Genomic DNA, 24,829 nt, shown 5'->3' with positions numbered 1-24,829 from the left:
GCTACACTCCTTGCAACAGCAGGGTTTAAAATAAATAAAACAAAGATAGTGTTAACACTATCTAAATAAAAAGGATGGTAGAAAAATGAAAATAAAAAAATCGTTGTTGGGTATTGTTTTGAGTTTATCAATGTTAATAAATGTTATGGTTCCTGCTTCAACTTTTGCAACTACTTTAGATTATAAAACTTCTGTTGCAAAGATGAAACAGCTTGGAATTATAGACAGTACAGTTACGAATGTTAACAAAAAAATGACGAATGGTGAATTAATAAAGGCTATGGCTATAGCTGATGGATTAGGTGATAGCGCAGCGAGTCTTCGCGGGAAAACAATATTTCCAGATGTAGCTAGTGGTAGTGTCCTTAGTGGGTACGTTAATGCTATTGTTGGAGAGGGACTTTTATATGGCACAAATGATGGTTATTTCCATCCAGCGAGTAGTGCAACTTATCAGGATATTTGTGTTAATATGGTACATCTTTTAGGTTATTCAAAATCGGATTTAACTGGAAGTTTCCCTATTAATTATATAAAAAAAGCATCTGATTTAGAGCTAACAGATAAACTTAATTTAAGAACTACGGATACTATTACTATTAATGCTGCAGCTGTAATGTTTGATAGGTTACTTAGCACGCAGGTAAAGGGTAGTACTACTAAAGAAAATTTTTCACAGGCGAGTAATTTATATACAGATTGTATTATACAAGATGATTCGGATTCTTATGATAATTTAGCAGATAATGAAATATTAACAGATAAAGGGATTATGACTATTTCAGCTAGTAATAAGAAAAAGATTAAGGTTGGACCAACGTTTAGGGTCAAAATAGAGGACGGACAAATTACAAAGGTTTATGGTGAACTTAGAGCAACGGTAAGTGTTACTGTGAACACAATACTCGGTAATGTTGTTTATTATGATAAAGATGGCGCCCAGACCAGCATGACTCTACCATCTGGTATTAGTTATTATTATCATGGCCAAAAGCAAGATTATGCTAAACTTAATAGTATATTAGTACCTAATATGTCTATAATAATTGACAATAGTGATAAGGTTTTAAATAACTACGCTGTTATAACAGACCCTATATACAGCAAACCAGAGCTTGCTAAAGATTTTAATACGAAGTCAGATACACTAGGAGATATAACTTTTGATCCTGATACTAAGATTATGAAGAATGGTAAGTTTATAACAAAAGAAGAAATTGGGGATAGGGATGTAGTATACAGCGTTACTGATATAAATGGTAATAATAGGTATATACTTGTTACTTCAAATTATATAGAGGGAAATATCACAGAGTTCATTGCGAGTAATGATGCAACAAATGCTATTGAAGTAGATAAAAAGAGCTACACGTACAGTAAGAATATGGATATTACTAACCTCTCTTCTTTTAAAACAGGAGATTTGGTATCTGTAATGATAGGGCATGATGGCAAGGTAGTTGGTATAAAAAGCATAGAACAGAAAATTGGTAGTATGGGTGAATATCTGATACTTGGAAATCTTAAGACTTCAGACAAGTTAAATGATAATCAAGTTATTACGGATAAAGGGACTTTAACCGTAAAGGATGGACTAAATCCTCTAGAAATCGGTGTTAAATACCAATTATATGTTAGTGATACTATGATTACTAAAATTGATAGAAAAGAAAATTCCACAGAAAAATATTCTGTAACTAGTGTAGCAAGCCCGTTAATAGCTTACACGGATGATGCGGGCAAAGCTAAAACTATGACACTTCCCAAAGCTTCTTTATATTATTATCATGGAGTGTCTGTGGATTATGAAGTTGCAGCCAAAGCTGTGAGAGCTTATTCTTCAATTATTTTAACAAAGAAAAGCGATAATGTAGGATATGATTATGCTGTTATAGTTGATGCAAATTTCGGCGAACCTCAAGTATATAAAGCTGATAACATTAAACTTATAAATCAGTTTAAGAATATAAAGTATAATTATATTTATAGAAATGCAAATATACAAGAAACTGATTTAAATGCTTATGATGTAGTTTATTTTGTATCAGATATATGGAATAAAAACACCTTCGTTTATGTATATGATAAAGTTAAGATGGGAACAATTAAAGCTGTTACACCAGATATACTTAATCCGACAGGAGTAACTATTGATAACGTAAACTATACATTTAGTAAGTATTTCAATAAAGCGAGACTTAACAATTATGATGGTAGTATGGACGGCTTTTTAACTGAGGTTAAAGTAGATGAATTTAAAACATTAGTTTTGGGTATTGATGGTACTATAGTTGATATTCATTAAAAATTTAATAAAACTTATATAGAATAAGGTAGAATTGTTTAAAACAACAATTCTACCTTTTTATTTATATTATTACTTATAAGTTCAAAAAATAAAAAATATTGACATTTTTCTCGTCGCATAAGATAATGAAATCGAGAGTCATTATAAAGGAGATGGTATAGTTGTTTAATTCCCTTAGAAAAAAGGTTACAGCAGGTTTTATGTCAGTAGCAATTATAAGTATGGTAACTATGTTTGCTTTAATAGCTGTAAATATGGGTACCATGCTCAATGAACAGATTAAGGCAGATAGTAATATAATTATAGGGCAAGCAAGGATGAGTTTAGAAAAATCCAATTATAACATGACTGATACCCAAGCTTACATGGAGGAATTATGTAAGGCCCAACCTAACATTACAAATTTTCAGTATATGGATTCAACTGGAAAAACAATGGTGAATAGTGACAAAAGTCAAATAGGGAAATCAGGGGATTCCAAAGCATTAGAAGCACTTAAGGATGGGAATAACAAGGATTATAAGAGTGAAATGTATAAAGGATTTACTACGATTGTTCCAGCATTAAAAGATGGTAAAGTTATCGGGGTTTCATCAATAACAATTAATACTCAAGATTTAACAGGTATTGCTATTAACATTATAAAGAGTATAGGATTATTATTTGTAATAAGTTTAATTCTAATATTAATATTTGCATACTTTTTTTCATCGAAAATTACAAAACCTATTAAAGATGTCGTTTCTGCACTAGAAACAATTTCAGAGGGTGATTTTACAGCTACTTTGAAAGCTGAATCTAATGATGAAGTTGGTGTTTTAGCTAAAGCTATGAATAAAACTTTAGAAACACTTAGAGAGATGATTGGAAGTATAAAAAGTACCACCAGTGATTTAAATGGTGTTTCTCAGACTCTTTCTGCTTCTAGTGAAGAAGTTGCATCATCCAGCATGGAGATCACGAGAGCTGTAGGAGGAGTTGCAGATGGTGCTACAAAACAAAGTCAAAATCTTATTGAATCCGTTACACTCCTTGAAGAATTTACAAAAACATTTGATACTATAAATGAAAATGCTCAAATGGTTTCAGTAGGAAGTAGTAAAATTAAAGGGGCTGCGGATATAGGATCGTTAAGAATAGAAGACCTTGTAAGCTCTGTGGAAGATATAAGACAGGGATTTAAATATGTTACAGAAAAACTTCTATTGTTGAATGTTAGCGTAGAAAAAATTACAGCTATTACGGAGGTTATAAATAATGTTGCAGGGCAAACTAATCTGCTCGCACTTAATGCTTCCATAGAAGCTGCTAGGGCTGGCGAATCAGGAAAAGGATTTGCGGTAGTTGCAGATGAGATAAGAAAACTTGCAGAACAAGTTTCATCTTCCTCAAATGGAATTATGGAACTTGTAAGCACAGTTACTAAGGATACAAAGGAAGTATCGAGTAAAGCTGACCTCGTAACTAATAAAATTGAAGAGCAGGTTGTTACAGTGGAGAGTACAGTTGCTTCATTTAAGGATATATTGGATGAAGTTAAGCTTATAGATCCTCAAATTCAAAATGTAAATTATGCATTAGAATCTGCAGTTAAGTCTAAAAACTATGTGGTGGAAAAAGTAGAATCAGTAGCAAGTGTTTCAGAAGAAGTAGCAGCATCTGCTGAGGAAATTTCAGCTACAACGCAGCAGCAGACGGCTTTTTCAGAAGAGATGACTGCAACAGCAGAAACCCTTGCGGGTATGGCACAAAGTTTATCTGAAAGCGTAGAAAAATTTAAAATTTAAAGATAGGGCTGTTGTTATGAAAGCAGGGAACACTTTAATAAAAGTCAAATAAAAAAGAGAGATTATTCAATTTAATTGGATGATCTCTTTTTTGTTTTTCAATGAGGTGCAACTATTTGTGTGTTTTAACGTAGTTTAAAGTGGGCGAATAAAATGAAAAGTTCACAATTATTTTAGAATTATATGGTATAATTAATACCAAATTCAAAATATAAATTATATGGGAGAGCGCATTAGGAGGAATATAATATGACAAGTAAAGAGAACGTACTAGTATTAGAAAAAGAGGCGGTAAAGATAGAACTTGATCTTAGTGAGAATGACAAAGGAGTTATGTCAGATTTTCAAAAGGATCTTATACTAGAGGAATTAAATGAGTTACCACCACTTGAAGATGGACAAGTATGTATTAATGGTATATACACTTTTGATATGGGAGATAAAATTGAGGTTAGTGTTTATATAAGAAATGGATCATCTAAGCAGATTAATTTTCATAAAGTACCATTACTTATTGTAAATAAAAATGGTGATATACTTGCAAGCCAGACCATGGATATGAAGGATTTTGGTATATTGCCACCGTTTTGCGCAAGGCCATATAAGGTTTATTTTGATAAAATAAACCTATTTGTTAATCTTATTCAAAATGATGATTGGGAAATACAGTTTGAAAAATCTGTTAGCACAGTAAATACGGTAAAGTGTGAATTTGAAGGATTTCCAGGTGATGATCACCATGAGTTAGAAGGTACTTTTACAAAATTCTTAAATAAGTTACCTTTAATAAAGGCTGAGGATGTTAATATTGAAGTGTTTAAAACTTTAAGGTGTTTTGATGATTCTATTTCTATAGTTTTCATGATTCGTAATGGGTGTGATACAATTGTGAAATTAGAAACATTACCAATAGTAATTAAGGATGAGGACGGAGAGGTAGTGGCTAGTGGAGTATTTGATGTCGAAAATGTAAATGTAAATCCTCATAAGGCAAAAATTTATGATTTTACTATAACAGAAGATTATATTATTAATAAGGATGCTGATATAAACAATTGTAAAGTATATTTCAGAATGTAGTATATGAGGAGGATAAGAAATGAAAATTGATAGAAAAAAACGTAATATAATAATTTCATTGCTTGTAATTATAGTAGTAATAGTATCTTCAGTATTATTACTTCATAAATCAAAAGTTGATAAAGAGGCTGCTAGTATTAAAAATAAAACTGCCTTGGATACAGGAGAGCTAAAAAAGGATGATGTAAAAAAATCAAACCCTAATTCCACAACTGACAATTCTAAAACTGGTAGAGTAAAATCAGGGGGAAAAGAAGCAAGTGTAGCTAATAAAGATATTACCAATAAAGGTAAGGTTCAGACAGCTAAGCAAAAACAAACCATATTGTTAATACAGCAAAATGCTAAAATAGCAGCACAAGAAAAACCCCTAACAGCAGCACAAGTGAAAGACGAAAATACAAAGGTAGAAAGTAGTAAAGATGGACTTGTAGTATTTATTAAAGCTGCAAATTTTGGATCTACGGCAGAAATAATTAAGGATAATAAAAAATTTAGTAGTTATAAATATTATCAATTTTCTATTGGAAATAAAAAGATATCAGCAATAGAGGGTATTTCAAAAAGTAAGACTACCCTGTTCCCAGTTCAAAATGCTGGAACCGAGGTGGTAGTAAAGTTTTTAGACCAAAATAAGAAGGTTATTAAGGAATTAAATATAAAATTAAGTGTCAGATAAAAAAATAATATAATAATAGGAGTGAATATAATAATGGAAAATAAAATTAATAAAAAGACAATAGGTATAGTTGCGGTTATAGTAATTATACTAGCTATTTCAGGTATATTTTATGCGAAAAGCAAGTCGGGTGAAGTAGATCCATCAGCACCAATTACAGCAACTGTAAGAAAAGCTTCTTTTGCATCTGTAGTAAATGTAACTCTATCAGATGCAGGAAAGAAACAATACAAGGATGTTACAAAATACCAGATATATTATAATGGAAAAGCTATAAATCCAATAGGGGTAATAGGTAAAGGTACTACAGCTTTTCCAATTAGAAAAGTAAATGATAAAGTGGTAGTTAAACTTCTAAAATCAGATAAGGTAGCTTACTCAGTAGATTTAGAACTAAAAAAGGGAGAAGAGGTTAAATAAAATCATAAATAAAAGATAAGAGATAGTTTCTAAAACTATCTCTTATCTTTTATTTATACCAATATATAGGGGTCAACTATTTTGTGAAACGTTACTCGCTTTTACAAATAGCAATTTTACATATTGCTATTTTACAAATCGTGCTTTTCATAAAGCGCCTTTGCGCTTTTTCAAATCGTGCTTTTACAAATAGCAATTTTACAAATTGCCATTTTTCAAATCGTGCTTAAATAAAATTTATTCTATGCTAATTATCTGTAGTGGATCTGTAACAGTTGGTGTATCTGAAGAGGCATCACCAGCTGCAAAACTACTTTCTATACCAGTAGAACTTTTATAAGTTACACTAGGAATTATGTTAGCATTTATAGCTAGAGAGGTAGTGTTATTAACCCATGTATTATCAAAAACTTTAACATATACATCACCGCCAGTTAATAATGCGCTGGAAATTTCGTTTTCATTTTTAGTATCATTAGCGTAGTCAAGTGAAAAAGCATGTGATCCAATTACTACAGTACCACCTGGCATTGCTGTAGTAGCTCCATAAGTTTTTGAAGCAGATATGGTGGATAGCGCAGCTATAAATAACGCAACATATAAAATTTTTCTTCTTCTCATAAGTAGATTCCTCCTATCATCAAAAAGTTTTTATACACAAAATATGAAGTGTAAATAATGTGAATACTTATGTAAATTCATTACTCATATATAATACGAGTGGTGAACTGTTTTAGTTTCAATTTTCAAAACATATCTTTCTTATTTAAGATATAAATAGAAGAAATAACTAAAAAAACAATAAATGTAAACACGTACCAGAAACCATTGGTGTTGTTACCATAGGGTATTCCGCCTACATTCATACCGAATAGTCCGGAAACCAAATTTGGTATAGCCATAACTATTGTAATGGCAGCAAGAAATTTCATTACGATATTTAGTTTATTTGATATAACAGAAGAGTAGGCATCCATGGTGCCTTTTAAAATATCAGTATAAGTAGAACACATTTCTATAGCTTGCTTGTTTTCAATAATAACATCCTCGAGTACATCTTTATCTTCTTCATATTGTTGAAGAATATCTAGCTTAAGCATTTTTTCTAAGGTGATTTCATTTCCTTTTAATGAAGTAGAGAAATAAACAAGCGATTTTTCTAGGGCCAATAATTGAAGAAGTTCTTTATTTCTTAAGGATTTATGTAGTTGTTTTTCCACTATGTAACTTTTCTTATCAATTTGCCTTAGGTATATTAAATAGTATTTCGCAATTCTATAAAGTACTTGAAGCATAAATCTTTGACGCTTATATGTGAAAAAGGAACTAATTTTTCCATCGCCAAAATCTGATAATACTTTACTGTTTTTTAAACAAACCGTAATTATAACGGTGTCTGTTTGGATCACAGCTATAGGGTAAGTATCGTAGGTTAAGGAATTATCGTCGATATCAGTAAAGGGAATATCTAATATAATTAACGTACAATCTTCTATATCAATACGGGAGGTTTCTTCTTCATCTAAAGCAGCCCTTAAAAAATCCATAGGTGCATTAGTGTTTTTTGAAACAAATATTAATTCTTCCTCTGATGGATCTATCATATTAATCCAACAACCCGGTTCTATATTTTCAAGTTTTGTAAGTTGTTTATTTTCCGAACTGCTATATATTGAAAGCACTACAACACCTCCTAGTGTAAATACCTTTATATTATAGTCTATAAGAGCAAATACATACAAGGAGCAATTAAATAATACTTTTTATGTCGTTAAATCTTAGTTGACAAGAAAGCCTGAATAATTGATAATGGTATATGGAAAGTTATACACATAAATTAGTGAAATTAGAATGAATTATTATTGAAGGGGGTGGGGAAGCTGGCTATGTACCCATTATTTATGATTGCTTTAGCTCTATCTTTAGATGCTTTTGGAGTAGCTTTATGCATAGGCTTAAACAATCAAACTAAACTTGAAAATAAGGTAGGTTTTACAATTTCTTTTGCTTTATTTCAATTTATATTATCGTATATTGGAGCTTATGCGGGGTTTCTTTTTAATACATATGTAGCTTCAATGCCAACTATTATTGGTGGTATAATTATAGCGTTAGTTGGAGTTGTTATGATTAAAGAAGGAATTGATAATCAAGGTAAGTGTCCACTACTTAAACCTAAGATGTATCTTATTTTAGGGGTTTCTGTAAGTATAGATGCGATGGTGGTAGGATTTACAGTATTAAATAATATAACAAAGGTTATATTATTACAAGATACATTAATCATTGGAGCAGTGACTTTTATAATGGTAATAATAGCCTTTATAATTTCTAAATATCTAAAAAAAATAGATATTATAGGGAGATATGCAGACTATATTGGAGGAATTATCTTAGTGTTTTTTGGACTAAAAATGATGTTTTTTTAAAGACATTTCACAAGGAAGGATGATAAATATGTTAGAAAAATTAAAAAATTTAAATTCATTTAAAGCATTTAAATATTTCAAAGAGATGAACCAGGTTCCAAGAGGTTCTGGAAATGAGAAGGGTGTAAGTGACTTTCTAGTAAACTTTGCAAAAGAACATAATTTGAAAGTTACTCAGGATGCTTCATTAAATATAATAATTAAGAAACCTGGAACTCTGGGATATGAAAATGCGCCAAAGATAATAATTCAAGGTCATATGGATATGGTCTGTGAAAAAGAGCTTCATTCAAAACATGACTTTTTAAAGGATCCTATTGAGTTTATTGTAGAAGGAGACAATTTACACGCGAATGGTACTACACTTGGAGCTGACGACGGTATTGCTGTAGCAATGAGCCTTGCAGTGCTAGATTCTACAGATATTCCTCATCCACCAATCGAGTTATTAGTAACTACCGGTGAAGAGGTAGGGATGGTTGGAGCAGAAGCTCTAGATCCTAATGATTTAGAGGGAAGAATATTAATTAATATAGATTCGGAAGAAGAAGGAAAACTATTAGTAAGTTGCGCTGGTGGAGTAAGGGAAAGAATAAAATTACCTATAGTTTGGGAAAAATCAGATAAAAACTTTGTAAATTGTCTTATAAAACTAAGGGATTTAAAGGGCGGTCACTCTGGAATGGAAATAGATAAAGAAAGAGGTAACGCTAACAAAATCATGGGACGTTTTTTAGTGGATTTAAAATCAGCTATAGATTTTAAAATAAGTTCTATAAGTGGAGGAGCTAAAAATAACGCAATTCCTCGTAGTGCTGATGCTGTTATATTATTTAGAGAAGATGATAAAGTAATAGTTAATCAGAAATTAGCTTTGTGGAATTCTATATTTAAAAATGAATTAAATACTATTGATCCAGATGTGAATTTATCTATTGAAATATTAGATAATAATTCACGTAAAATATTTTCCGAGGAGACTGCTACAAAAGCACTCCAAGTACTTTTCTTAATTCCGAATGGAGTTAAAAGCATGAGCCAGGATATTAAAGGTTTAGTACAAAGCTCAACAAATATAGGAGTTCTTACAACCCAGGATGATTATTTAGTATTTGACTCTGCAATAAGAAGCTCGGTTGCATCTTTAAAGAAATTAATATGTGATGAAACTATAGTGCTTGCGGAAATGGTTGGAGCAACCATTGAATTTGAATCTGATTATCCAGAGTGGCAATATGATGCTAACTCCAAAATAAAAACAGTATTTGAAAATGTATATAATGATTTATTTGGCAAGAAACCTGAAATAGCAGCTATACATGCAGGTCTTGAGTGTGGTTTATTTAGTAAAAAATTTGAGGGTAATATTGATCAAATATCTTTTGGACCTAATATGTATGATGTGCACACATCAAAAGAACACCTAAGTATCTCATCAACAGATAGAATGTGGAATTACTTATTAGCAGTATTAAAAGAAATAAAATAATGTAGTAAGGTGATGTAGATGAACGTAATTTCATACTTAAAAGATAATAATATTAGGGTTACTAAAGCAAGAAAAAGTATACTTGAAATTATACTCGAAAGCTCAGATGCAATAAACGTAAATGTTATATATGATTTACTTAAAAAAGAAGACATTAAAATAGATTTATCAACGGTTTATAGAACCTTAGATTTGCTAGAAAGTAAAAAAATTGTTAATAAATTTGATTTGGGAAACAATATGTATAACTATATTATAAATAATAATTCACACAAACATATAATTGAATGTGATTTATGTCATAAGAAAATGGTTATAGATTGCCCTATACCTCAAATAGAGGAGCAAATAAAGGCTAAGACAGGAATAACACTTACAGAAAGTCATGTTTATTTAAAAGGCATTTGTAAGGACTGCAAAAAATAAGAGAGGGTGGGTTTTATGCAATTTTCTTCATTGGTATTAATGGAAGTAGATAAAGAAACTAATCAATTTGTTCGTGAGATTGGAAGTTATGAAACATCGCAGGGCGCAGAGTTTGTAACAAAATTAAATTACTGCGGAGATTTAATTAATTTAACTTTTGATACGCATGATGATGTGGAAGAATGGCAGTTTTCAGCAATTTATGATTGCTTTAACGAAGATGTATTTAGGTCTAAGGGATATATTATTGAGCCTATAGATGATGAATATAACCCAACATGGCTAGTTAAATTCAAATACTCTGATGAGCATATGGTGGTTCGGGAATCATTAATTGAAATATGTGAGCTAATAAAGCAAGAACTTAGAGAAGTTTTTATAAAGATCAAAGGAAAAGAAGAAGAATACAAATAGAGTCATCGCTAACTTTTCGATGATTCGCCAAAATAACTTAGATACTTAAGCTGAAAGTTTAATCATCCCTTGTGGATCTGTATTTCCACAAGGGATGATTAAAAAATAATTAGAGGTGACCATGAGACTTGAGTTTATTAATAGGGTAAAGGTAAATGAAATATTAGGCAAAAACATAGTAACCAATGATGGAAGTATTCTTTTAAGATCTGGGGTTAAATTGAACAAAAAATATATTGTTAAACTTAAAAAGTTAGGCGTTTTTTATGTTTATGTAGAAGATTCAAGGCTAGATGATGTATCTATAGAAGATGAGAGACTAGGTAGTTTAAAAGAATTAACTATGAAAAATATGTCTACCATAATGAAAAATGTAACTGAAGGGGATACAAAAGGAACTAAAAATTCATTATCTGTTGTGGAAGATTTAGTTAATTATATTATTGAGATGGGTGATGTTAATAAAAGTTTGTATGATATTCAAACCTTTGATAACTATACCTATCTTCACTCTATAGATACTGGAATTATGGCGATTTTTCTTGGTATTACAATGAATCTTACGCAAGATGAATTAAAAGAGTTAAGCATTGGGGCAATTCTTCATGATATTGGTAAGACTAAAATAGACAAAAATATTATAACGAAACCTGGCAAACTAACAAGGGAAGAGTTTGAAGAAATAAAAAATCATCCTATATACGGAAAAGAAATCTTGGAACAGAATTTTAGTATGACAAATAGGGTTTTAAAAGCAGTGGAACACCACCATGAGAGAGTTGATGGTAATGGATATCCTTATGGACTTACTAAAAATCAAATTTCTAAATATGCAAAGATAATTGGTATTTGTGACGTTTATGATTCTGTAAGTAATGATAGATGTTATAGAAAAAAATTCAATCCTAGTGATGCTTATGAGTTAATACTCGCAGGTGCTGGAAATGCTTTTGATGAGGAAGTAGTAAAAGATTTCAAAAAAACTTTTTCAGTGTTTCCATTAGGAGTTTGTTTAAAGTTATCAAATGGTGTTGAAGGATATGTAATTAAGCAAAATAAAAATTTCCCTGATAGGCCGATATTAAGGGTACTATATGAGAGTGAAACACGGCTGCCTATTAAATTTTATGAAATAGATTTGCTTAAGCATCATAATGTTATTGTAGAATCAATAATGTAAAATATCTATTTGATTAGGAGAATAATATGTTAGAAAAAAATATAAAGATCATTATAAATGGTATGATAGCGCAGCAAGGATATTTATTAGAAGATATAACAAGTAAAAATAATAAATCAAGGCTATGGACTGTGAGTAAGAATATAAGCGGTTTTGATTACCGAATAATATTTACGACTCCTAGAAGCTTAAATCAATTAACGCAATATGATATTCCAGCAGATAAAAACAATATATATATATTGTTGTCTGAGGGTGAATTAAGTAACGATGAATCTGGTAAAATCGCTGAATCAAATAATTTATTACAACAACCATTAATAAAGGTTAATATATCAGAAAAAAAAGTGAATTATTCTCAAAATGTAAAATTAGAGGTAGTGAATGACTTAGTTTCAGTTATGAATAGTAACAATTTACGCAGTAGGGCAGGGAAAGTAAATCTACAAGACAAACCCTGGATAACTATAATAATTATAGCTATAAACGTTATAATGTATGGTATTACTGCATACCTGAGTTATATGGCAAATGGTAGCATTTTAAATAGTGATACTAATGTTCTAGTTTTACTTGGTGCAAAGGTTAATGATTTAATAAATCAAGGGCAGTATTATAGGCTTGTTACTTGTATGTTTTTACATGGTGGGATTGTACATGTAGCGGTTAATATGTATTCCCTTTACGCTATAGGGCCTATGGTTGAAAGTGTTTATGGAAAAGCAAAATATCTTGTTATTTATTTTATTTCTGGAATATGTGCATCTATACTTAGTTATATATTTTCAACAAGTGTTTCAATTGGTGCTTCCGGTGCAATCTTTGGATTACTGGGAGCAGTGCTTATATTTGCAATCACATCTAAAGAAAAGACTGGAAGTGCTTTTATAAAAAATATTTTATCCGTTATACTTATAAATATATTTATAGGAGCTACGATGCCGGGTATTGATAATTTTGCTCATGTAGGTGGACTTATTGGAGGAATGCTTGTAGCATTTCTTATGAATTTTGGAACTAAAGAGTAACAACAGTGTTACTAAAAGGCGCCCTACGATTTTCTCCTGCGTGACTCTAAATAAGAGGTTGAAACATGAAATTTCATTAAGAAATTCTAATCTTTTGCAGATATAAAATTCTCTCCTCTGGGTCGTTCTCTGGGGGGCATAACAATTATTAATTGTTATGTGCTCACATTCAGCTTATAGCTGGTTCGCTAGACTGCCTATGGCAGTCTCACGAGAATTTTATATTTGCAAAAGAAGAATTTTAAATGGAATTTCAATTGTTTCTGCTCTTCTTATTTGGAGTCACTTCCGGAGAAATTCATACGGGTATTCTTTCAGCATTGGTTGTGCAACGTCGGTTCGCTAGCCTGACTTCCAGTCAGGCTTACGAGAATTTTATAATTACAAAAGAAGAATTTTAAATGGAATTTCAATTGTTTCTGCACTTCTTATTTGGTACCATTTCTGGAGAAAATCATACGGGTATTGTTTCAGCATTGGTTGTGCAACGTTGGTTCGCTAGCCTGACTTTTAGTCAGGTTAACGAGAGCATTATATGTAAAAGAAGAATTTTGAAATTTAATAGGCACATTCAAATTAATAAGAAGCATGTTTTGCTCCTTATTAATTTGAATGTGCCTTAAATCTTGTAATTTATAATATAAAACTTATACTATAATACGCCCACAAACTTTAATATTATAATTATAACAACTACTAAACCAATTAATTGTAAAATATGAAACACCTCCTTAAATAATGATTACAATAATAATTAATGCAGCTATATCGTAAATTTAGGAGAATCTTATTTATAAGAGTTTCTACTATTTCAACAGTAAATTATATTGCAATAGTATTTTCTATAGCAGTAGTCTCGCTAATCTTATTAGTATTTCCAATAATACTTATTAAATCTTCATGATTTATAGTTTCTTTTTTGATTAATAAATTTGTTATAGACTTTAAAGATTCTTTTTCATTTGTTAGAATGTTTATAACTTCTTCATATAACTGCGAAATTAAATCTTTACATTCTGAGAATACTTCTTCTTGATTTGTAAAACCTGATTCTTTTAATTTAGCCATTGTAAGTAGACCTAAGGATTCACCCATTCCGTATTCTGTTATCATGTTTGTTATAAGCTGAGTACTTCTTTGCAAATCGCTATATGCACCAGTGGTTACATGATCCCTACCAAAAATAATCTCTTCAGCGGCCCTGCCACCGAGTAGTACCATTATTTTTTTCTTCATATAATCTTTGTTTTGATATAGTTTATCTTCGGGAATACTTAAAGTATAACCGCCAGCACCTTTGGTAGTTGGAATTATAGTTACTTTAGATACCTTGTCTTTTGGTAACATTTTAAGTGAAATTAAAGCATGTCCAGCTTCATGAAATGCAGTTATTTTTCTATCATCATCTTTAATATAATCTCTATCAACTTTTTCATAACCTGCTAGCATTATTGAATAAGCTTTATCTAAATGCTCATTTTCAATAAATGTAGAATTGTCTTTACAAGCGATGATGGCTGCTTCATTAGCTAAATTTTCTAGCTTTGCACCTGAAAAGTATGAAGTTTTATGTGCCCATTCGCTGTAGTCTATATCCTTAATAGGTTTGTTTTTAAGATGAAGTTTTAAAATTTTCTGTCTTGCAGATACATCAGGAAGAGTTACTTCAATATGTCTATCAAAACGACCTGGACGAAGCAGTGCTTCGTCAAGCATATCAAGCCTGTTAGTTGCTGCAATTATAATTATGCCCTCTGTCTCATTAAAACCAGACATCTCGGTTAGTAGAGCGTTAAGTGTCTGATCTTTCTCGTCAGAACCTCCACCAGTTCCATTATCCCTTTTTTTGCCAATGGCATCAATCTCATCAATAAAGATAACTGCTCTTCCATGACTTCTTGCTTTTTTAAATAAGCTTCTGATCCTTCCAGCTCCAACCCCTACATATATCTGAACAAAATCAGAACCAGAAACTGCGTAGAAAGGTACATTTGCCTCGCCAGCTACTGCTTTTGCAAGAAGTGTTTTACCTGTACCTGGATCTCCATATAAAATTACACCTCTTGGCATTCTAGCCCCATAAGCAGAATACTTCTGGGGGTTTTTAAGAAAATCAACTACATCTTGTACACTATCTTTAGCTTCTTCATTACCGGCTACATTTTCAAAGTTAAAACCGATATCCGAAACGGCTGTAACATCAAGGTTGCTAGCCGAGAACATTCCTTTTGTTTTTCTCTTTGCAGGTTTAAAGCACATACATCCAAGTACTATAAGAGAAATTACAAAACCTGATATTGATGCAACTTCTAGTGGACTAGTTAAAGCTTGCTCAGAAACATTTACACCATCCTTTAATAGACCTTCTTTGAAGTTGTTAGTTCTTGGATTATCAGTTTCGTAAATAGTTCCATCTTTAAGTTTAACTTGAATTTTAGGAGAGGGGGTTACATAAACGGTGGAAATAGTATTTAATGAAACATCTTTAAGAAAATTTGTATATAGTTTATTTGAAGATACTTTAAAGGTATTGCTTACAAAAATAAGGAATACTAATGATAAAACTGCAGTGATAATAGGAAGAAAAATATATTTATTTTTTATTTTATTCATAAAATCGAAGCAAAGTTCCACTATACTTTTAAGTTAGTTGTGGAAGCTGCCTCATTCACCATCCTTTCTCATAAGCTAAATTTATTTGTTATACCAATATATCTTTTATTAAAGTTTATGAAATGAGTTTTTATGTCGAATTGCGCGTTTATAATATCGACTTGTAAGGGTTATTATAATATTATTTTCAGGTATTGTCCATCAAACCTAATAGATTATGGAAATGTAAATATTGTAAAAAATGAATTATTAAGTTTATCATTTATTGTATACTTTATTTATGATAGAATTAGAGGGGTATTACATAGTACCTAGAGGCTTAAATTATCGAATAGCTTTTAAAAAGGAGAACATAAAGAATGGGTGAAAAAGTTTATGCTATAAAGGAAGGATTTAATTCTAATACTAATGAAAAAATAGAGAATATAATAGTTGGTACTTGGGCAGAGTGCTTAAAATATGTAAAAGGAGTAAAAGGTGCTAAATATAAGAGCTTTGAGGATAAAAATGAAGCTGAAAAGTTTTTAAATGGTGCCCCTATTATTTTAGATAAGATAGATAATAATTATCCAAAAGATATCCTTCATATTTATGTGGATGGAAGTTATAATTCACAAACTATGGAGTATTCTTATGGAATGGTAGCAGTTCGGGATGATGTAGTTCTTCATATAGATAGTGGCAAAGGGAATAGTGATTCTACTAAAAATATAAGACAAATTGCAGGGGAATTAGAAGGTGCAGTAAAAGGATGTCAGTATGCGCAAAGCATGGGAGAAAAAAAAGTAGTAATATTTCATGATTATATAGGGATTTGTTATCATGCTACGGGGTTCTGGGATAGGAAAGAGGAATCATCAAAGCAGTATTATAGGAAAATGCAAGAAATTATGAAGAGTGGAATAGAGGTTATATTTGTTAAAGTAGATAGTCATACAGGAGATTTGTTTAATGAACTTGTTGACGAGAAATGTAAGGAGCGCCTAGGAATAAAATCAGATAAAGTTGTGGAAAAGTGGCTAGCATGTAACATTATAAATGTAGCAAGCAAGGCGATAAAGGACGAAATTCGCTTAATAGCGCCAAAGGGAGAGGCTAATATAATTGTTAAAGAGCCTAATACTATTAAGGATTCTAATATTGAACTAAAATGTAATGAAAAGCAAAATAAAACATATTCATTTAGTGAAATTGTTCATGAGTATACGATTAATAAAGGAGAAATAGATAGTTTACTTTTGAATCTAAGTAGTGATGAAAAAACAAACTTTATTATTTATCTATTGAAAACGAATGATATAAAGTAATATAAATTATTGAGGTGATGTATTGGGAAATTTCGAAAACTTAAGTATTGAGCAGCGTTATAAGATTATCTTCGATGAAAACCAGAAGCTTAAGAAGCAAAATCAGAAGATAGAGGAGCAAAATACTCAGTTACTTGACATTATTGAAAATTTATCTGAGGGAGTAATGTTTGCTAATAATAAGGGCGATTTTATAAATGTGAATCAGGAAGCAAAGAGACTTATTTATAAATCAGATATAGGGATTAATATAGCGGATGCGTTTAAGAATATTGAAGTGTTCGATATGTTTGGCAATCAGGTGCCTTATAAAGATTTTCCATCAGTTAGAGCATTAAGAGGTGAAAAATCAAAGAATGTTAAGATTTTTGTATGCCACCCTAATAAAGAATACTATGCAGAAATTAGTTCAACTCCTATTTATAATGCAAATGGTGATTTAACTATGATAGTATCTTGTTTTCACGATATTACAGAAACAATAAATCAATCAAAAAAAATAGAAGAGCAGAAAAAGGAATTAGAAGCTATAATAGAAAATATAGCTGACTCTATTGCTATTTTTGATGATAAAGGAAAATACATATTAGTGAATAGAGCATCAAGGGAATTGTTCCTTGCCTCTTATAAGAGTTTGGACAATATAAGTGATGGGTATAATCCTTCTGAGTTTTATGATGCTTATGGGGAGAAAATTGATGCCCGAAATATTCCAGCAAATAGAGTTATGAGGGGCGAAGAATTTAAAAACATGAGAATGATAGTTAAGTCCCCGAGTAAAACATTACAAATAGATGTTAATGGTACACCTATTTATGATAGCAATGGAAAATTTATCTTAGGAGTTCTTTGTAGTAGAGATATGACAGACTATTTTAAGCACGAAGAAATTATAAGGGGCCGATATGAATTTTTAAATAGAATGGTGAATACGTTTGATTTACCTGTCGCTCGATTATCATATAAAGATTTTAAAATTGTGGATATTAATAGAAAAGCTTTTGCTATTATTGAATTGATTAATTCCAGTGTTAAATCAATTAACCAAATAAAGGGTTGTAAAATAGAAGATTTGTTTGAAAACTTTAAAAAGAGTGAATACTATAAGTGTTTAGATGAAGTTTTGAAGGATAAGAAAATTAAATATTTAAATAAAAAAGCTTTAACCTTAAATGGAAACCAAGTATACTTTAATATTATATGCGAACCAGTATTCGAAGTTAATGGGAAGATCCGTGAAATATTAATTCTAATAATAGATGTTACTCCTGAAATCAAATCTAATATAGTTATGGAAAAAGCATTAAAAGTACAGGGAGAATTCCTTGTTAATATATCGCATGAACTTAAAACACCATTAAATGTTATATTTGCAACGGCTCAGTTATTCAGTATGTATTGTAATAGTGGCTCGCTTGATGATAAAAAGGATTCCATTATTAAATATATAGCATCAATTAAGCAAAATTCTTATAGATTATCTAAAATTATTAATAATATAGTTGATTTATCAAAAATAGAAGCAGGGTTTTATAAACTTAATTTATCTAATAATAATATAGTTGAAATTGTAGAAGAAATTGTGGTATCTTTAACTAATCTGACTGAGAGTAAGGGATTAAACATTGTTTTTGACACGGACCTTGAGGAAAATATTATTGCTTGTGATATAGAAAAAATAGAGAGAATCGTCTTAAATCTTATATCAAATGCTATTAAATTTTCAGATAGAGGTGATGAAATACTTGTCTATGTTAAGAATGAAAATAAATTTGTTGAAATATCAGTTAAAGATAATGGTATTGGTATTGAGAATGAGCATTTGGATATGATATTTGACAGGTTTAGACAGGTAGATAAATCGTTATCAAGAAATGCAGAGGGTACGGGTATTGGCCTTAGTTTAGTTAAGTCGATTGTTGAATTACATGGTGGTAATATATATGTTGAAAGTGAATTTGGGAAGGGAAGCAAGTTTACAGTAAGACTTCCGAAGGAGAAGGTACTTTATGAAAATATGATCTATAGTAGTAATGTGAGAGGTCATGATGAAAATATAAAAATAGAACTGTCTGATGTTTATTCATAAAAACTTTATAGTTTGGCAAAAGTATTATAAATTAAATTTTTACTTTTACTATTAGATTTACTTATTAATTTTCAAAAAAGTACATTAATCAATTAAAAAATGCACATTATATAAAGAATAAATAAATAATTAAAGAAGGGATGTGTAATTTATGCAAAATAAATTTATATCAACAATTACAGCAGGTGCGATAATTGGTGTGGCCGCAGGTATGATGTTAATTCCTAATATGGACAGAAACACAAGAAGAAGAGCTAAAAAAACAGGTAAGATGGTAATGAACATGGCAGGGGACATGTATGATAATATTAAGGATCATATTTTATAATTATGATTTAAAAGGCTCTAAACTATGTCAGTAAACACATGGTTTGGAGTTTTTATTTTTTGAATTTTTTAGCATAAATTTAAAATCTATTCATATATTTACAATATTATAGGTGAACTATGTTATAATTGAATTAAATTGTCGATTTGTATAAACTAATACTATTATATTACCATGTTGTAAAGGAAGAGTGATTATGGAAATATTATCTATGGGAGAAAAGATAAAGAGGAAAAGAAAAGAACTTAACATGACATTAAAAGACCTTGCGGGTAGTAGAATAACTCCAGGTCAAATTAGTTTAGTAGAATCCGGTAAATCCAATCCAAGTATGGATTTATTAGAATATTTGGCAAATGCTTTAAATACAACTGTTGAATATCTAATGGAATCGGAGGAAACTCAAGCTGAAAAAATATGCTTGTTCTATCAAAATATTGCTGAAGCTCAAATTCTAAATAGTGATTTATTGCAGGCGGAGCAAAACATTGATAAATCTATATATTACTGTGAAAAATATAAACTAGAATATCAAGGAGCTAGGAATTTATCTTTAAGAGGCGATATATATATGGAGCACCAAGACATTGCGTCAGCTCAACAGATTTTTCTTTCTGCAAATATAATCTTTATTAAAAATAATTCTTATGAAGAAATAATTGAAACTTTATTAAAACTGGGAAAAATAACCCTTAAGATGATGGGATATCAGTCAGCCTCTAGTTATTTTAAGCAAGCTGAAAAAGTTTTTATAGACAATCAAATGGGAAATGATTTTTTACTCGGTGAAATATACTATTATATAGGTTATACTTATTTTAAATTAGAAAACATTGAAAATGCTATAAAATATTCGTATTTAGCTAAGGAAAAATTCAATCAAATTGATAGTAAAAATGAGTATGCTAATTCACTCCTATTATTGGCGGATGGATATAATAAAAAAGGTGATATTAAAAATGCTATAAAATACTCTAAGGTTACTTTGAAAGTGTTTAAAGAAATTAATAATTTGACTTATGTATCGGAGATAGAAAATAATTTAGGAAGATTATTTTATGAATTTGAAAATATGGAAGAATCATTTATACACTTAAATAAGGCTAAGGAGATTAGGCAAAATACAAAGGACTTAAAATTAATAGATACTTTAGTTAATATTTGTGAAAATTATATTAAGCTTAAGTCTGTAAGTAAAGCTAAAGAAGCATTAAGCCATATACTAGATTATATAGAAAATGGTAATAATAAAGCATTATTTCGGTATTATTTATTAAAATATAGAGTCGATTTATTAGAAGACAATAAGAATGAAGCGGAAAACACATTACTTCAAGCACTAATGTTTGTAAAAGAGCAAGATAAACTAAAGGAAGCGGCTGAAGTATCTATAATGATTGGGAAGTTCTATGTAGATGGTGGCAGAAGTATCGAGGCGGCTAAATATTTAAATGAAGGTGTAGAGCTGTTTAAAAGATTAGGAGTAATAAAGTAAACTATTTATGGGGAATTTTACAGATTAATTATATGATTTGTGGATAGGTGATGACAATGAAAATATTATCAACGGGAGAAAAAATAAAAAGAAGTAGAATATATAAAGGATATACATTAAAAGAGATATGTGATGACAAAATATCAGTATCTAAAATGAGTTGCATAGAAAACAATAAGGTTATAGCAGAGCCTTGGGTATTAGAATTAATCAGTAAGGAACTAGACATAGATCTCGGATATCTAAATGAAAATATATTTGAGCAAGTTAAGGAAAATATTGCAATATTAAAGGCAAATGTTAAAAATGATGAGAATATAGCTACTAAGGATGAGGATTACAAAACTAATGTATCCTATAATTTGGAGGTAGCTGAAAAATATAATTATTATGATTTAGCTATTGAATTAATGCATATGTTATTTAATTTTTACTTAGATAAAAAAGATTTTGAGAATACTCAAGCAGTTACATCAAAGTATTATGATTTGTATTTAAAAACATCTAGAGATGATAATAAATTAACTTATTATATAGATATGGCAAGACATCTATATATAAAAGAAGATTTTCTAGAAGCATCGAGTTATTATCGTAATGTTAGAAAGGGACTTTATAACAGCGAGATTCTGAATTATAAAAAAATAATAATAGTAACGTATAATGAGGCCGCTTGTAATATTAAGCTAGAAAATTATGAACGTGCTTTTGAAGTAGGAAAAAGGTTACTAGATTTGGTTAAACATGTGGATACAGATCTTCGTGCGGCCCAGATATATCATATGTTAGCTATTTTATCTATAAGAATGAAAAATGGTGACTTTCAAAAATATGAGCAAAAGTCATATGAGTTATATAAAGATAAGTTATCTTATAAGGCAATGGCTATTTTCAATTATGGGTCAACCATGTTTGACTGTAATATGAAAGAAAAAGCAATTGACTATATAAGTCAGGGGTTAAGCGTATATCCTAGAGATGATAAGGTAGGACTAGTCGAATTTATGCTTAATTGTGTTGAAGAACTTATTAAAAATGATGTAGTGGAACTTGCACAGAATATTTCTGATGAAGTATTAAACTATGCGATTAATTTAGATGATATTAAGTTTATAGAAAAAAGTTATTATTATAAAGCTATTATTCTTGATAGGCAAGGGAGTTCATCTAGTGCAGAGATGTACATGAATTTATCTTTAGATTCACTATTAAAGTTTGGAAATAAGAAAGATATATATGCTCGTTATTTGGAAATGGGGAGTATGTACCATAAACTATCTAATGTGGCTGATTCTATAAAGTATTTTAGTTTGGCATTACAATTAGAAAAAAGGATGTAGATTTGGAAGTTATCCAAATATACATCTTTTTTATGTTTCGGCTCTTCTTATTTGGTGCCAATACCGGAGAAATTCATAGCATTATTTATTATTATTTATTATTATTTATTATTCGAAGTTTCCCTTTTTATTATAAATTCTTTGGCTTTAATTTCGAGAGTATCATCTAGGGAAGTTAAAGCTACTTCATCATATTTGTTATTTAATGCAATTGAAAGCAATCTGTCTGCAAGTTCAGGATTTTTAGAAAGAAGCGAACCATGGAAATAAGTACAGAAGGTATTTTTATATACGCAACCCTCGTAACCATCTTCCCCATTATTACCATATCCAACTTCAACTTTGCCAAGGGGTGATAAACCGTTAATATAGGTCCTTCCAGAATGATTTTCAAAGCCAACATAAGTTTCATCAAATGTTTCGTTATGAATTACTGTGTTGCCGATAAAACGTTTGTCACCGCTTTCTGTGCAAATATCCAAGATGCCAAGACCTTCAACCTTCTCACCACTTGGCGTTGTATAATATTTCCCAAGCAATTGGTATCCCCCGCAAATGGCTAAAAATACTTTCCCACTTTCTATATACTCTTCCATTGATGCTTTTTTTAGAGTTATTAGATCTGGAGAAACTATAGTTTGTTCATAATCTTGGCCACCTCCAAAAAAAACAATATCGTAATCTTCTGCTTTAAAATTATCGCCCATAGATATATTAACAATGTTTACTTCAATTCCTCGAAGCTCTGCTCTGTGTTTTAGTATTAAAATATTTCCTACATCCCCATATACATTTAATAAATCAGGATATAGATGACAAATGTTAATTTCCATATTATTCACCTTCTGAATTAGATTTTTTACCATATTTTATTTATGTAACCTTTAGTATGTAAAAATTTTCTTAAATTTATCATTGCGGTATAGGTTGCGAGTACATATACTATTTCGCCATTGCAAGATTTAATTTCTTTAAGTAAGGCTTCTTCGTCCGTGCAAAGTAGGAAAGAATCTGATGAAAAACCAGCTACTTTAAGTCTTATTGCCATATCGTACAAGCGTATTCCCGAGATCATAACTTTGTTAACATCAAGACTGGTAAGGCGCTCAAAATTTACATCCCAAATCCAAGAGACATCTTTACCGTCTGCATAATTGTCATTTAATAGGAGAGATAAGTTTATTGTACGTTTGTCAAGATTAATAGTGTTTACAGCTTCATCATAGCCAGCAGGATTTTTAACCAATATTATTTTAACCTCGGTACCATCAATATTTAGAGTTTCTTGTCTACCAAAGCTACTAGCTACGGTTTTAAGAGAATGTTCTATAACGTTATCGGAAGTTTCAAGAACCTTTGCTACGGAGTAGGCACATAGGGCATTATAAATATTATACGTACCTGGTTGGTTTATGTAATATTCTTTATTATTAATATTAACTGAGGAACCACTGGTATTTAAATCAATCACTTTATCCACGAAGTAGGTAAGCTCTGGCCTTTTATATCCACATACAGGGCAATAGAAATCTCCAAGATGATTGTAGGTTATAAAATTATAACTGTAGGGAGATTTGCAGATTGTGCAAAACTTAGCATCTGCATTGATATCTACAATTTTATTTTCATTAACTTTCGTTCCAAAACCATAGTAAATCACATCATTTGTAAGATTCAAGTTTCCAAATAAAGATTCGTCTCCATTAAGGACGAGAGTTGATTCAGGAACTTTCTCGATTCCCACAAGTATTTTTTTAAGAGTTGTATATACTTCCCCATATCTGTCCATTTGGTCCCGAAAAAGGTTTGTTATAGTAATTACTTTTGGAGTTATATACTGCGTTACAAATTTAAGATTAGCCTCATCTACTTCTATAACAGCAATTTTTTTCTCGGTGGACTTTTTAAAAGAATAATTTGAAATGAAGCATGCAACAATTCCTGTATACATATTTGCACCAGTATTATTAGTAATTACAGGTCTTTTGCTGTCTTTTACAATACTATAAATCATGCTTGTTGTTGTGGTTTTACCATTTGTACCGGTTATAAGTATAACCTCGTAATTATTAGCAATTGTTTTCAAAATGTTTTTATCAAGTTTTAGAGCGATTTTCCCAGGGAAATTAGTGCCTCCTTGAAATATAGACTTTGATAATGTCATAACAAATTTTGAAACTAATATACTGAGTAATGACTGAATTTTAATTTTGAACACATCCTTTAATTGTACTTATGAATTTAGATTTTATTATTAGCATAAGTTTTATTATAGCTTATATTTATGATAATACAATTTTATAACATACTAACATAAATGTCTAACAATATAATGTAACTTATTATTAAATCTTGTGGCTTTTTAGGCATGGATTTGTTAGAATATAAATATAAGAGACATTAAAGTACTGGGGGTA

General features: G+C 30.3%; 21 protein-coding genes. 16 read left to right on the top strand and 5 right to left on the bottom strand.

What is annotated here, in order from left to right; genetic code table 11:
* The first annotated feature begins 85 nt into the window (after window positions 1-85).
* The 5 genes from A7L45_RS18685 to A7L45_RS18665 all read left to right on the top strand — a co-directional run bounded on the left by A7L45_RS18685 (window position 86) and on the right by A7L45_RS18665 (window position 6,274).
* The gene (locus tag A7L45_RS18685) at window positions 86-2,305 is read left to right on the top strand and encodes an S-layer homology domain-containing protein (RefSeq protein ID WP_071614185.1); all 2,220 of its coding nucleotides are present in this window, start codon (window positions 86-88) and stop codon (window positions 2,303-2,305) included.
* 164 nt (window positions 2,306-2,469) lie between these two features.
* On the top strand, window positions 2,470-4,095 hold the full coding sequence (locus A7L45_RS18680) for a methyl-accepting chemotaxis protein (protein ID WP_071614184.1): 1,626 nt from the start codon (window positions 2,470-2,472) through the stop codon (window positions 4,093-4,095).
* A gap of 249 nt (window positions 4,096-4,344) precedes the next feature.
* Entirely contained in the window at window positions 4,345-5,175 is an 831-nt protein-coding gene (locus tag A7L45_RS18675) for an SLAP domain-containing protein (RefSeq protein WP_071614183.1), read from the top strand.
* 19 nt (window positions 5,176-5,194) lie between these two features.
* Window positions 5,195-5,854 carry a hypothetical protein gene (locus tag A7L45_RS18670; protein ID WP_071614182.1) on the top strand — a complete coding sequence of 220 codons (660 nt, stop codon included), beginning with the start codon at window positions 5,195-5,197 and terminating at the stop codon, window positions 5,852-5,854.
* Between the two features lie 33 nt (window positions 5,855-5,887).
* A complete protein-coding gene (locus A7L45_RS18665) occupies window positions 5,888-6,274 on the top strand; it encodes a hypothetical protein (RefSeq protein ID WP_071614181.1) in 387 nt (128 codons plus the stop codon).
* 237 nt (window positions 6,275-6,511) lie between these two features.
* Here the strand turns inward: A7L45_RS18665 and A7L45_RS18660 are convergent, their stop codons facing one another.
* Together A7L45_RS18660 and A7L45_RS18655 are read right to left on the bottom strand one after the other, a co-directional pair.
* A complete protein-coding gene (locus tag A7L45_RS18660; RefSeq protein ID WP_071614180.1) occupies window positions 6,512-6,895 on the bottom strand; it encodes a hypothetical protein in 384 nt (127 codons plus the stop codon).
* A gap of 125 nt (window positions 6,896-7,020) precedes the next feature.
* On the bottom strand, window positions 7,021-7,956 hold the full coding sequence (locus A7L45_RS18655; protein WP_071614179.1) for a magnesium transporter CorA family protein: 936 nt from the start codon (window positions 7,954-7,956) through the stop codon (window positions 7,021-7,023).
* 198 nt (window positions 7,957-8,154) lie between these two features.
* On the opposite strand from A7L45_RS18655, the gene A7L45_RS18650 reads away from it, so the two are divergent.
* The 6 genes from A7L45_RS18650 to A7L45_RS18625 all read left to right on the top strand — a co-directional run bounded on the left by A7L45_RS18650 (window position 8,155) and on the right by A7L45_RS18625 (window position 13,240).
* Complete coding sequence (locus A7L45_RS18650; RefSeq protein ID WP_071615052.1) at window positions 8,155-8,703, top strand: manganese efflux pump MntP; 549 nt, start codon at window positions 8,155-8,157, stop codon at window positions 8,701-8,703.
* A 28-nt stretch (window positions 8,704-8,731) separates the two neighbouring features.
* Window positions 8,732-10,192 (top strand): aminoacyl-histidine dipeptidase, encoded by a 1,461-nt coding sequence (locus A7L45_RS18645; protein WP_071614178.1) that lies wholly within the window; start codon window positions 8,732-8,734, stop codon window positions 10,190-10,192.
* A gap of 18 nt (window positions 10,193-10,210) precedes the next feature.
* Window positions 10,211-10,618 carry a Fur family transcriptional regulator gene (locus A7L45_RS18640; RefSeq protein WP_071614177.1) on the top strand — a complete coding sequence of 136 codons (408 nt, stop codon included), beginning with the start codon at window positions 10,211-10,213 and terminating at the stop codon, window positions 10,616-10,618.
* Window positions 10,619-10,633: 15 nt separating this feature from the next.
* Window positions 10,634-11,032: a DUF6762 family protein gene (locus tag A7L45_RS18635; RefSeq protein ID WP_071614176.1), complete on the top strand. Its 399-nt coding sequence runs from the start codon at window positions 10,634-10,636 to the stop codon at window positions 11,030-11,032.
* A 121-nt stretch (window positions 11,033-11,153) separates the two neighbouring features.
* Window positions 11,154-12,212, top strand: coding sequence for an HD-GYP domain-containing protein (locus A7L45_RS18630; protein WP_071614175.1), 1,059 nt, complete (start codon window positions 11,154-11,156; stop codon window positions 12,210-12,212).
* A 26-nt stretch (window positions 12,213-12,238) separates the two neighbouring features.
* Complete coding sequence (locus A7L45_RS18625) at window positions 12,239-13,240, top strand: rhomboid family intramembrane serine protease (RefSeq protein WP_071614174.1); 1,002 nt, start codon at window positions 12,239-12,241, stop codon at window positions 13,238-13,240.
* Window positions 13,241-14,062: 822 nt separating this feature from the next.
* On the opposite strand, the gene A7L45_RS18620 is transcribed toward A7L45_RS18625, so the two are convergent.
* Entirely contained in the window at window positions 14,063-15,853 is a 1,791-nt protein-coding gene (locus A7L45_RS18620) for an ATP-dependent metallopeptidase FtsH/Yme1/Tma family protein (protein ID WP_071615051.1), read from the bottom strand.
* Window positions 15,854-16,212: 359 nt separating this feature from the next.
* On the opposite strand from A7L45_RS18620, the gene A7L45_RS18615 reads away from it, so the two are divergent.
* The 5 genes from A7L45_RS18615 (at window position 16,213) to A7L45_RS18595 (ending at window position 22,412) form a co-directional block, all read left to right on the top strand.
* The gene (locus tag A7L45_RS18615) at window positions 16,213-17,160 is read left to right on the top strand and encodes a ribonuclease H1 domain-containing protein (RefSeq protein WP_071614173.1); all 948 of its coding nucleotides are present in this window, start codon (window positions 16,213-16,215) and stop codon (window positions 17,158-17,160) included.
* 22 nt (window positions 17,161-17,182) lie between these two features.
* Window positions 17,183-19,249 carry a PAS domain-containing sensor histidine kinase gene (locus tag A7L45_RS18610; protein WP_071614172.1) on the top strand — a complete coding sequence of 689 codons (2,067 nt, stop codon included), beginning with the start codon at window positions 17,183-17,185 and terminating at the stop codon, window positions 19,247-19,249.
* A 151-nt stretch (window positions 19,250-19,400) separates the two neighbouring features.
* Complete coding sequence (locus A7L45_RS22960; RefSeq protein ID WP_071614171.1) at window positions 19,401-19,577, top strand: YtxH domain-containing protein; 177 nt, start codon at window positions 19,401-19,403, stop codon at window positions 19,575-19,577.
* Window positions 19,578-19,773: 196 nt separating this feature from the next.
* Entirely contained in the window at window positions 19,774-21,072 is a 1,299-nt protein-coding gene (locus A7L45_RS18600; RefSeq protein ID WP_071614170.1) for a helix-turn-helix domain-containing protein, read from the top strand.
* A gap of 56 nt (window positions 21,073-21,128) precedes the next feature.
* Window positions 21,129-22,412, top strand: a complete 1,284-nt coding sequence (locus A7L45_RS18595; protein ID WP_071614169.1) for a helix-turn-helix domain-containing protein — start codon at window positions 21,129-21,131, stop codon at window positions 22,410-22,412.
* Between the two features lie 101 nt (window positions 22,413-22,513).
* On the opposite strand, the gene A7L45_RS18590 is transcribed toward A7L45_RS18595, so the two are convergent.
* Together A7L45_RS18590 and A7L45_RS18585 are read right to left on the bottom strand one after the other, a co-directional pair.
* Complete coding sequence (locus tag A7L45_RS18590) at window positions 22,514-23,245, bottom strand: type 1 glutamine amidotransferase (RefSeq protein WP_071614168.1); 732 nt, start codon at window positions 23,243-23,245, stop codon at window positions 22,514-22,516.
* A gap of 26 nt (window positions 23,246-23,271) precedes the next feature.
* Window positions 23,272-24,630: a Mur ligase family protein gene (locus A7L45_RS18585; protein WP_151553884.1), complete on the bottom strand. Its 1,359-nt coding sequence runs from the start codon at window positions 24,628-24,630 to the stop codon at window positions 23,272-23,274.
* Between the last annotated feature and the right edge of the window lie 199 nt (window positions 24,631-24,829).

This window comes from Clostridium estertheticum subsp. estertheticum, assembly GCF_001877035.1.
GTDB lineage: Bacteria > Bacillota > Clostridia > Clostridiales > Clostridiaceae > Clostridium_AD > Clostridium_AD estertheticum.
The sequence above is the reverse complement of the archived record's forward strand: the minus strand, read 5'-3'. Positions and strand labels throughout refer to the sequence as shown.

Bases quoted from the DNA above. Each gene is read 5' to 3' on its own strand.
- A7L45_RS18625 (WP_071614174.1), top strand. From the start codon at position 12,239: ATGTTAGAAAAAAATATAAAGATCATTATAAATGGTATGATAGCGCAG.
- A7L45_RS18615 (WP_071614173.1), top strand. From the start codon at position 16,213: ATGGGTGAAAAAGTTTATGCTATAAAGGAAGGATTTAATTCTAATACT.
- A7L45_RS18600 (WP_071614170.1), top strand. From the start codon at position 19,774: ATGGAAATATTATCTATGGGAGAAAAGATAAAGAGGAAAAGAAAAGAA.
- A7L45_RS18620 (WP_071615051.1), bottom strand. From the start codon at position 15,853: ATGAATAAAATAAAAAATAAATATATTTTTCTTCCTATTATCACTGCA.
- A7L45_RS18670 (WP_071614182.1), top strand. From the start codon at position 5,195: ATGAAAATTGATAGAAAAAAACGTAATATAATAATTTCATTGCTTGTA.
- A7L45_RS18665 (WP_071614181.1), top strand. From the start codon at position 5,888: ATGGAAAATAAAATTAATAAAAAGACAATAGGTATAGTTGCGGTTATA.
- A7L45_RS18685 (WP_071614185.1), top strand. From the start codon at position 86: ATGAAAATAAAAAAATCGTTGTTGGGTATTGTTTTGAGTTTATCAATG.
- A7L45_RS18630 (WP_071614175.1), top strand. From the start codon at position 11,154: ATGAGACTTGAGTTTATTAATAGGGTAAAGGTAAATGAAATATTAGGC.
- A7L45_RS22960 (WP_071614171.1), top strand. From the start codon at position 19,401: ATGCAAAATAAATTTATATCAACAATTACAGCAGGTGCGATAATTGGT.
- A7L45_RS18645 (WP_071614178.1), top strand. From the start codon at position 8,732: ATGTTAGAAAAATTAAAAAATTTAAATTCATTTAAAGCATTTAAATAT.
- A7L45_RS18675 (WP_071614183.1), top strand. From the start codon at position 4,345: ATGACAAGTAAAGAGAACGTACTAGTATTAGAAAAAGAGGCGGTAAAG.
- A7L45_RS18640 (WP_071614177.1), top strand. From the start codon at position 10,211: ATGAACGTAATTTCATACTTAAAAGATAATAATATTAGGGTTACTAAA.
- A7L45_RS18590 (WP_071614168.1), bottom strand. From the start codon at position 23,245: ATGGAAATTAACATTTGTCATCTATATCCTGATTTATTAAATGTATAT.
- A7L45_RS18595 (WP_071614169.1), top strand. From the start codon at position 21,129: ATGAAAATATTATCAACGGGAGAAAAAATAAAAAGAAGTAGAATATAT.
- A7L45_RS18635 (WP_071614176.1), top strand. From the start codon at position 10,634: ATGCAATTTTCTTCATTGGTATTAATGGAAGTAGATAAAGAAACTAAT.
- A7L45_RS18660 (WP_071614180.1), bottom strand. From the start codon at position 6,895: ATGAGAAGAAGAAAAATTTTATATGTTGCGTTATTTATAGCTGCGCTA.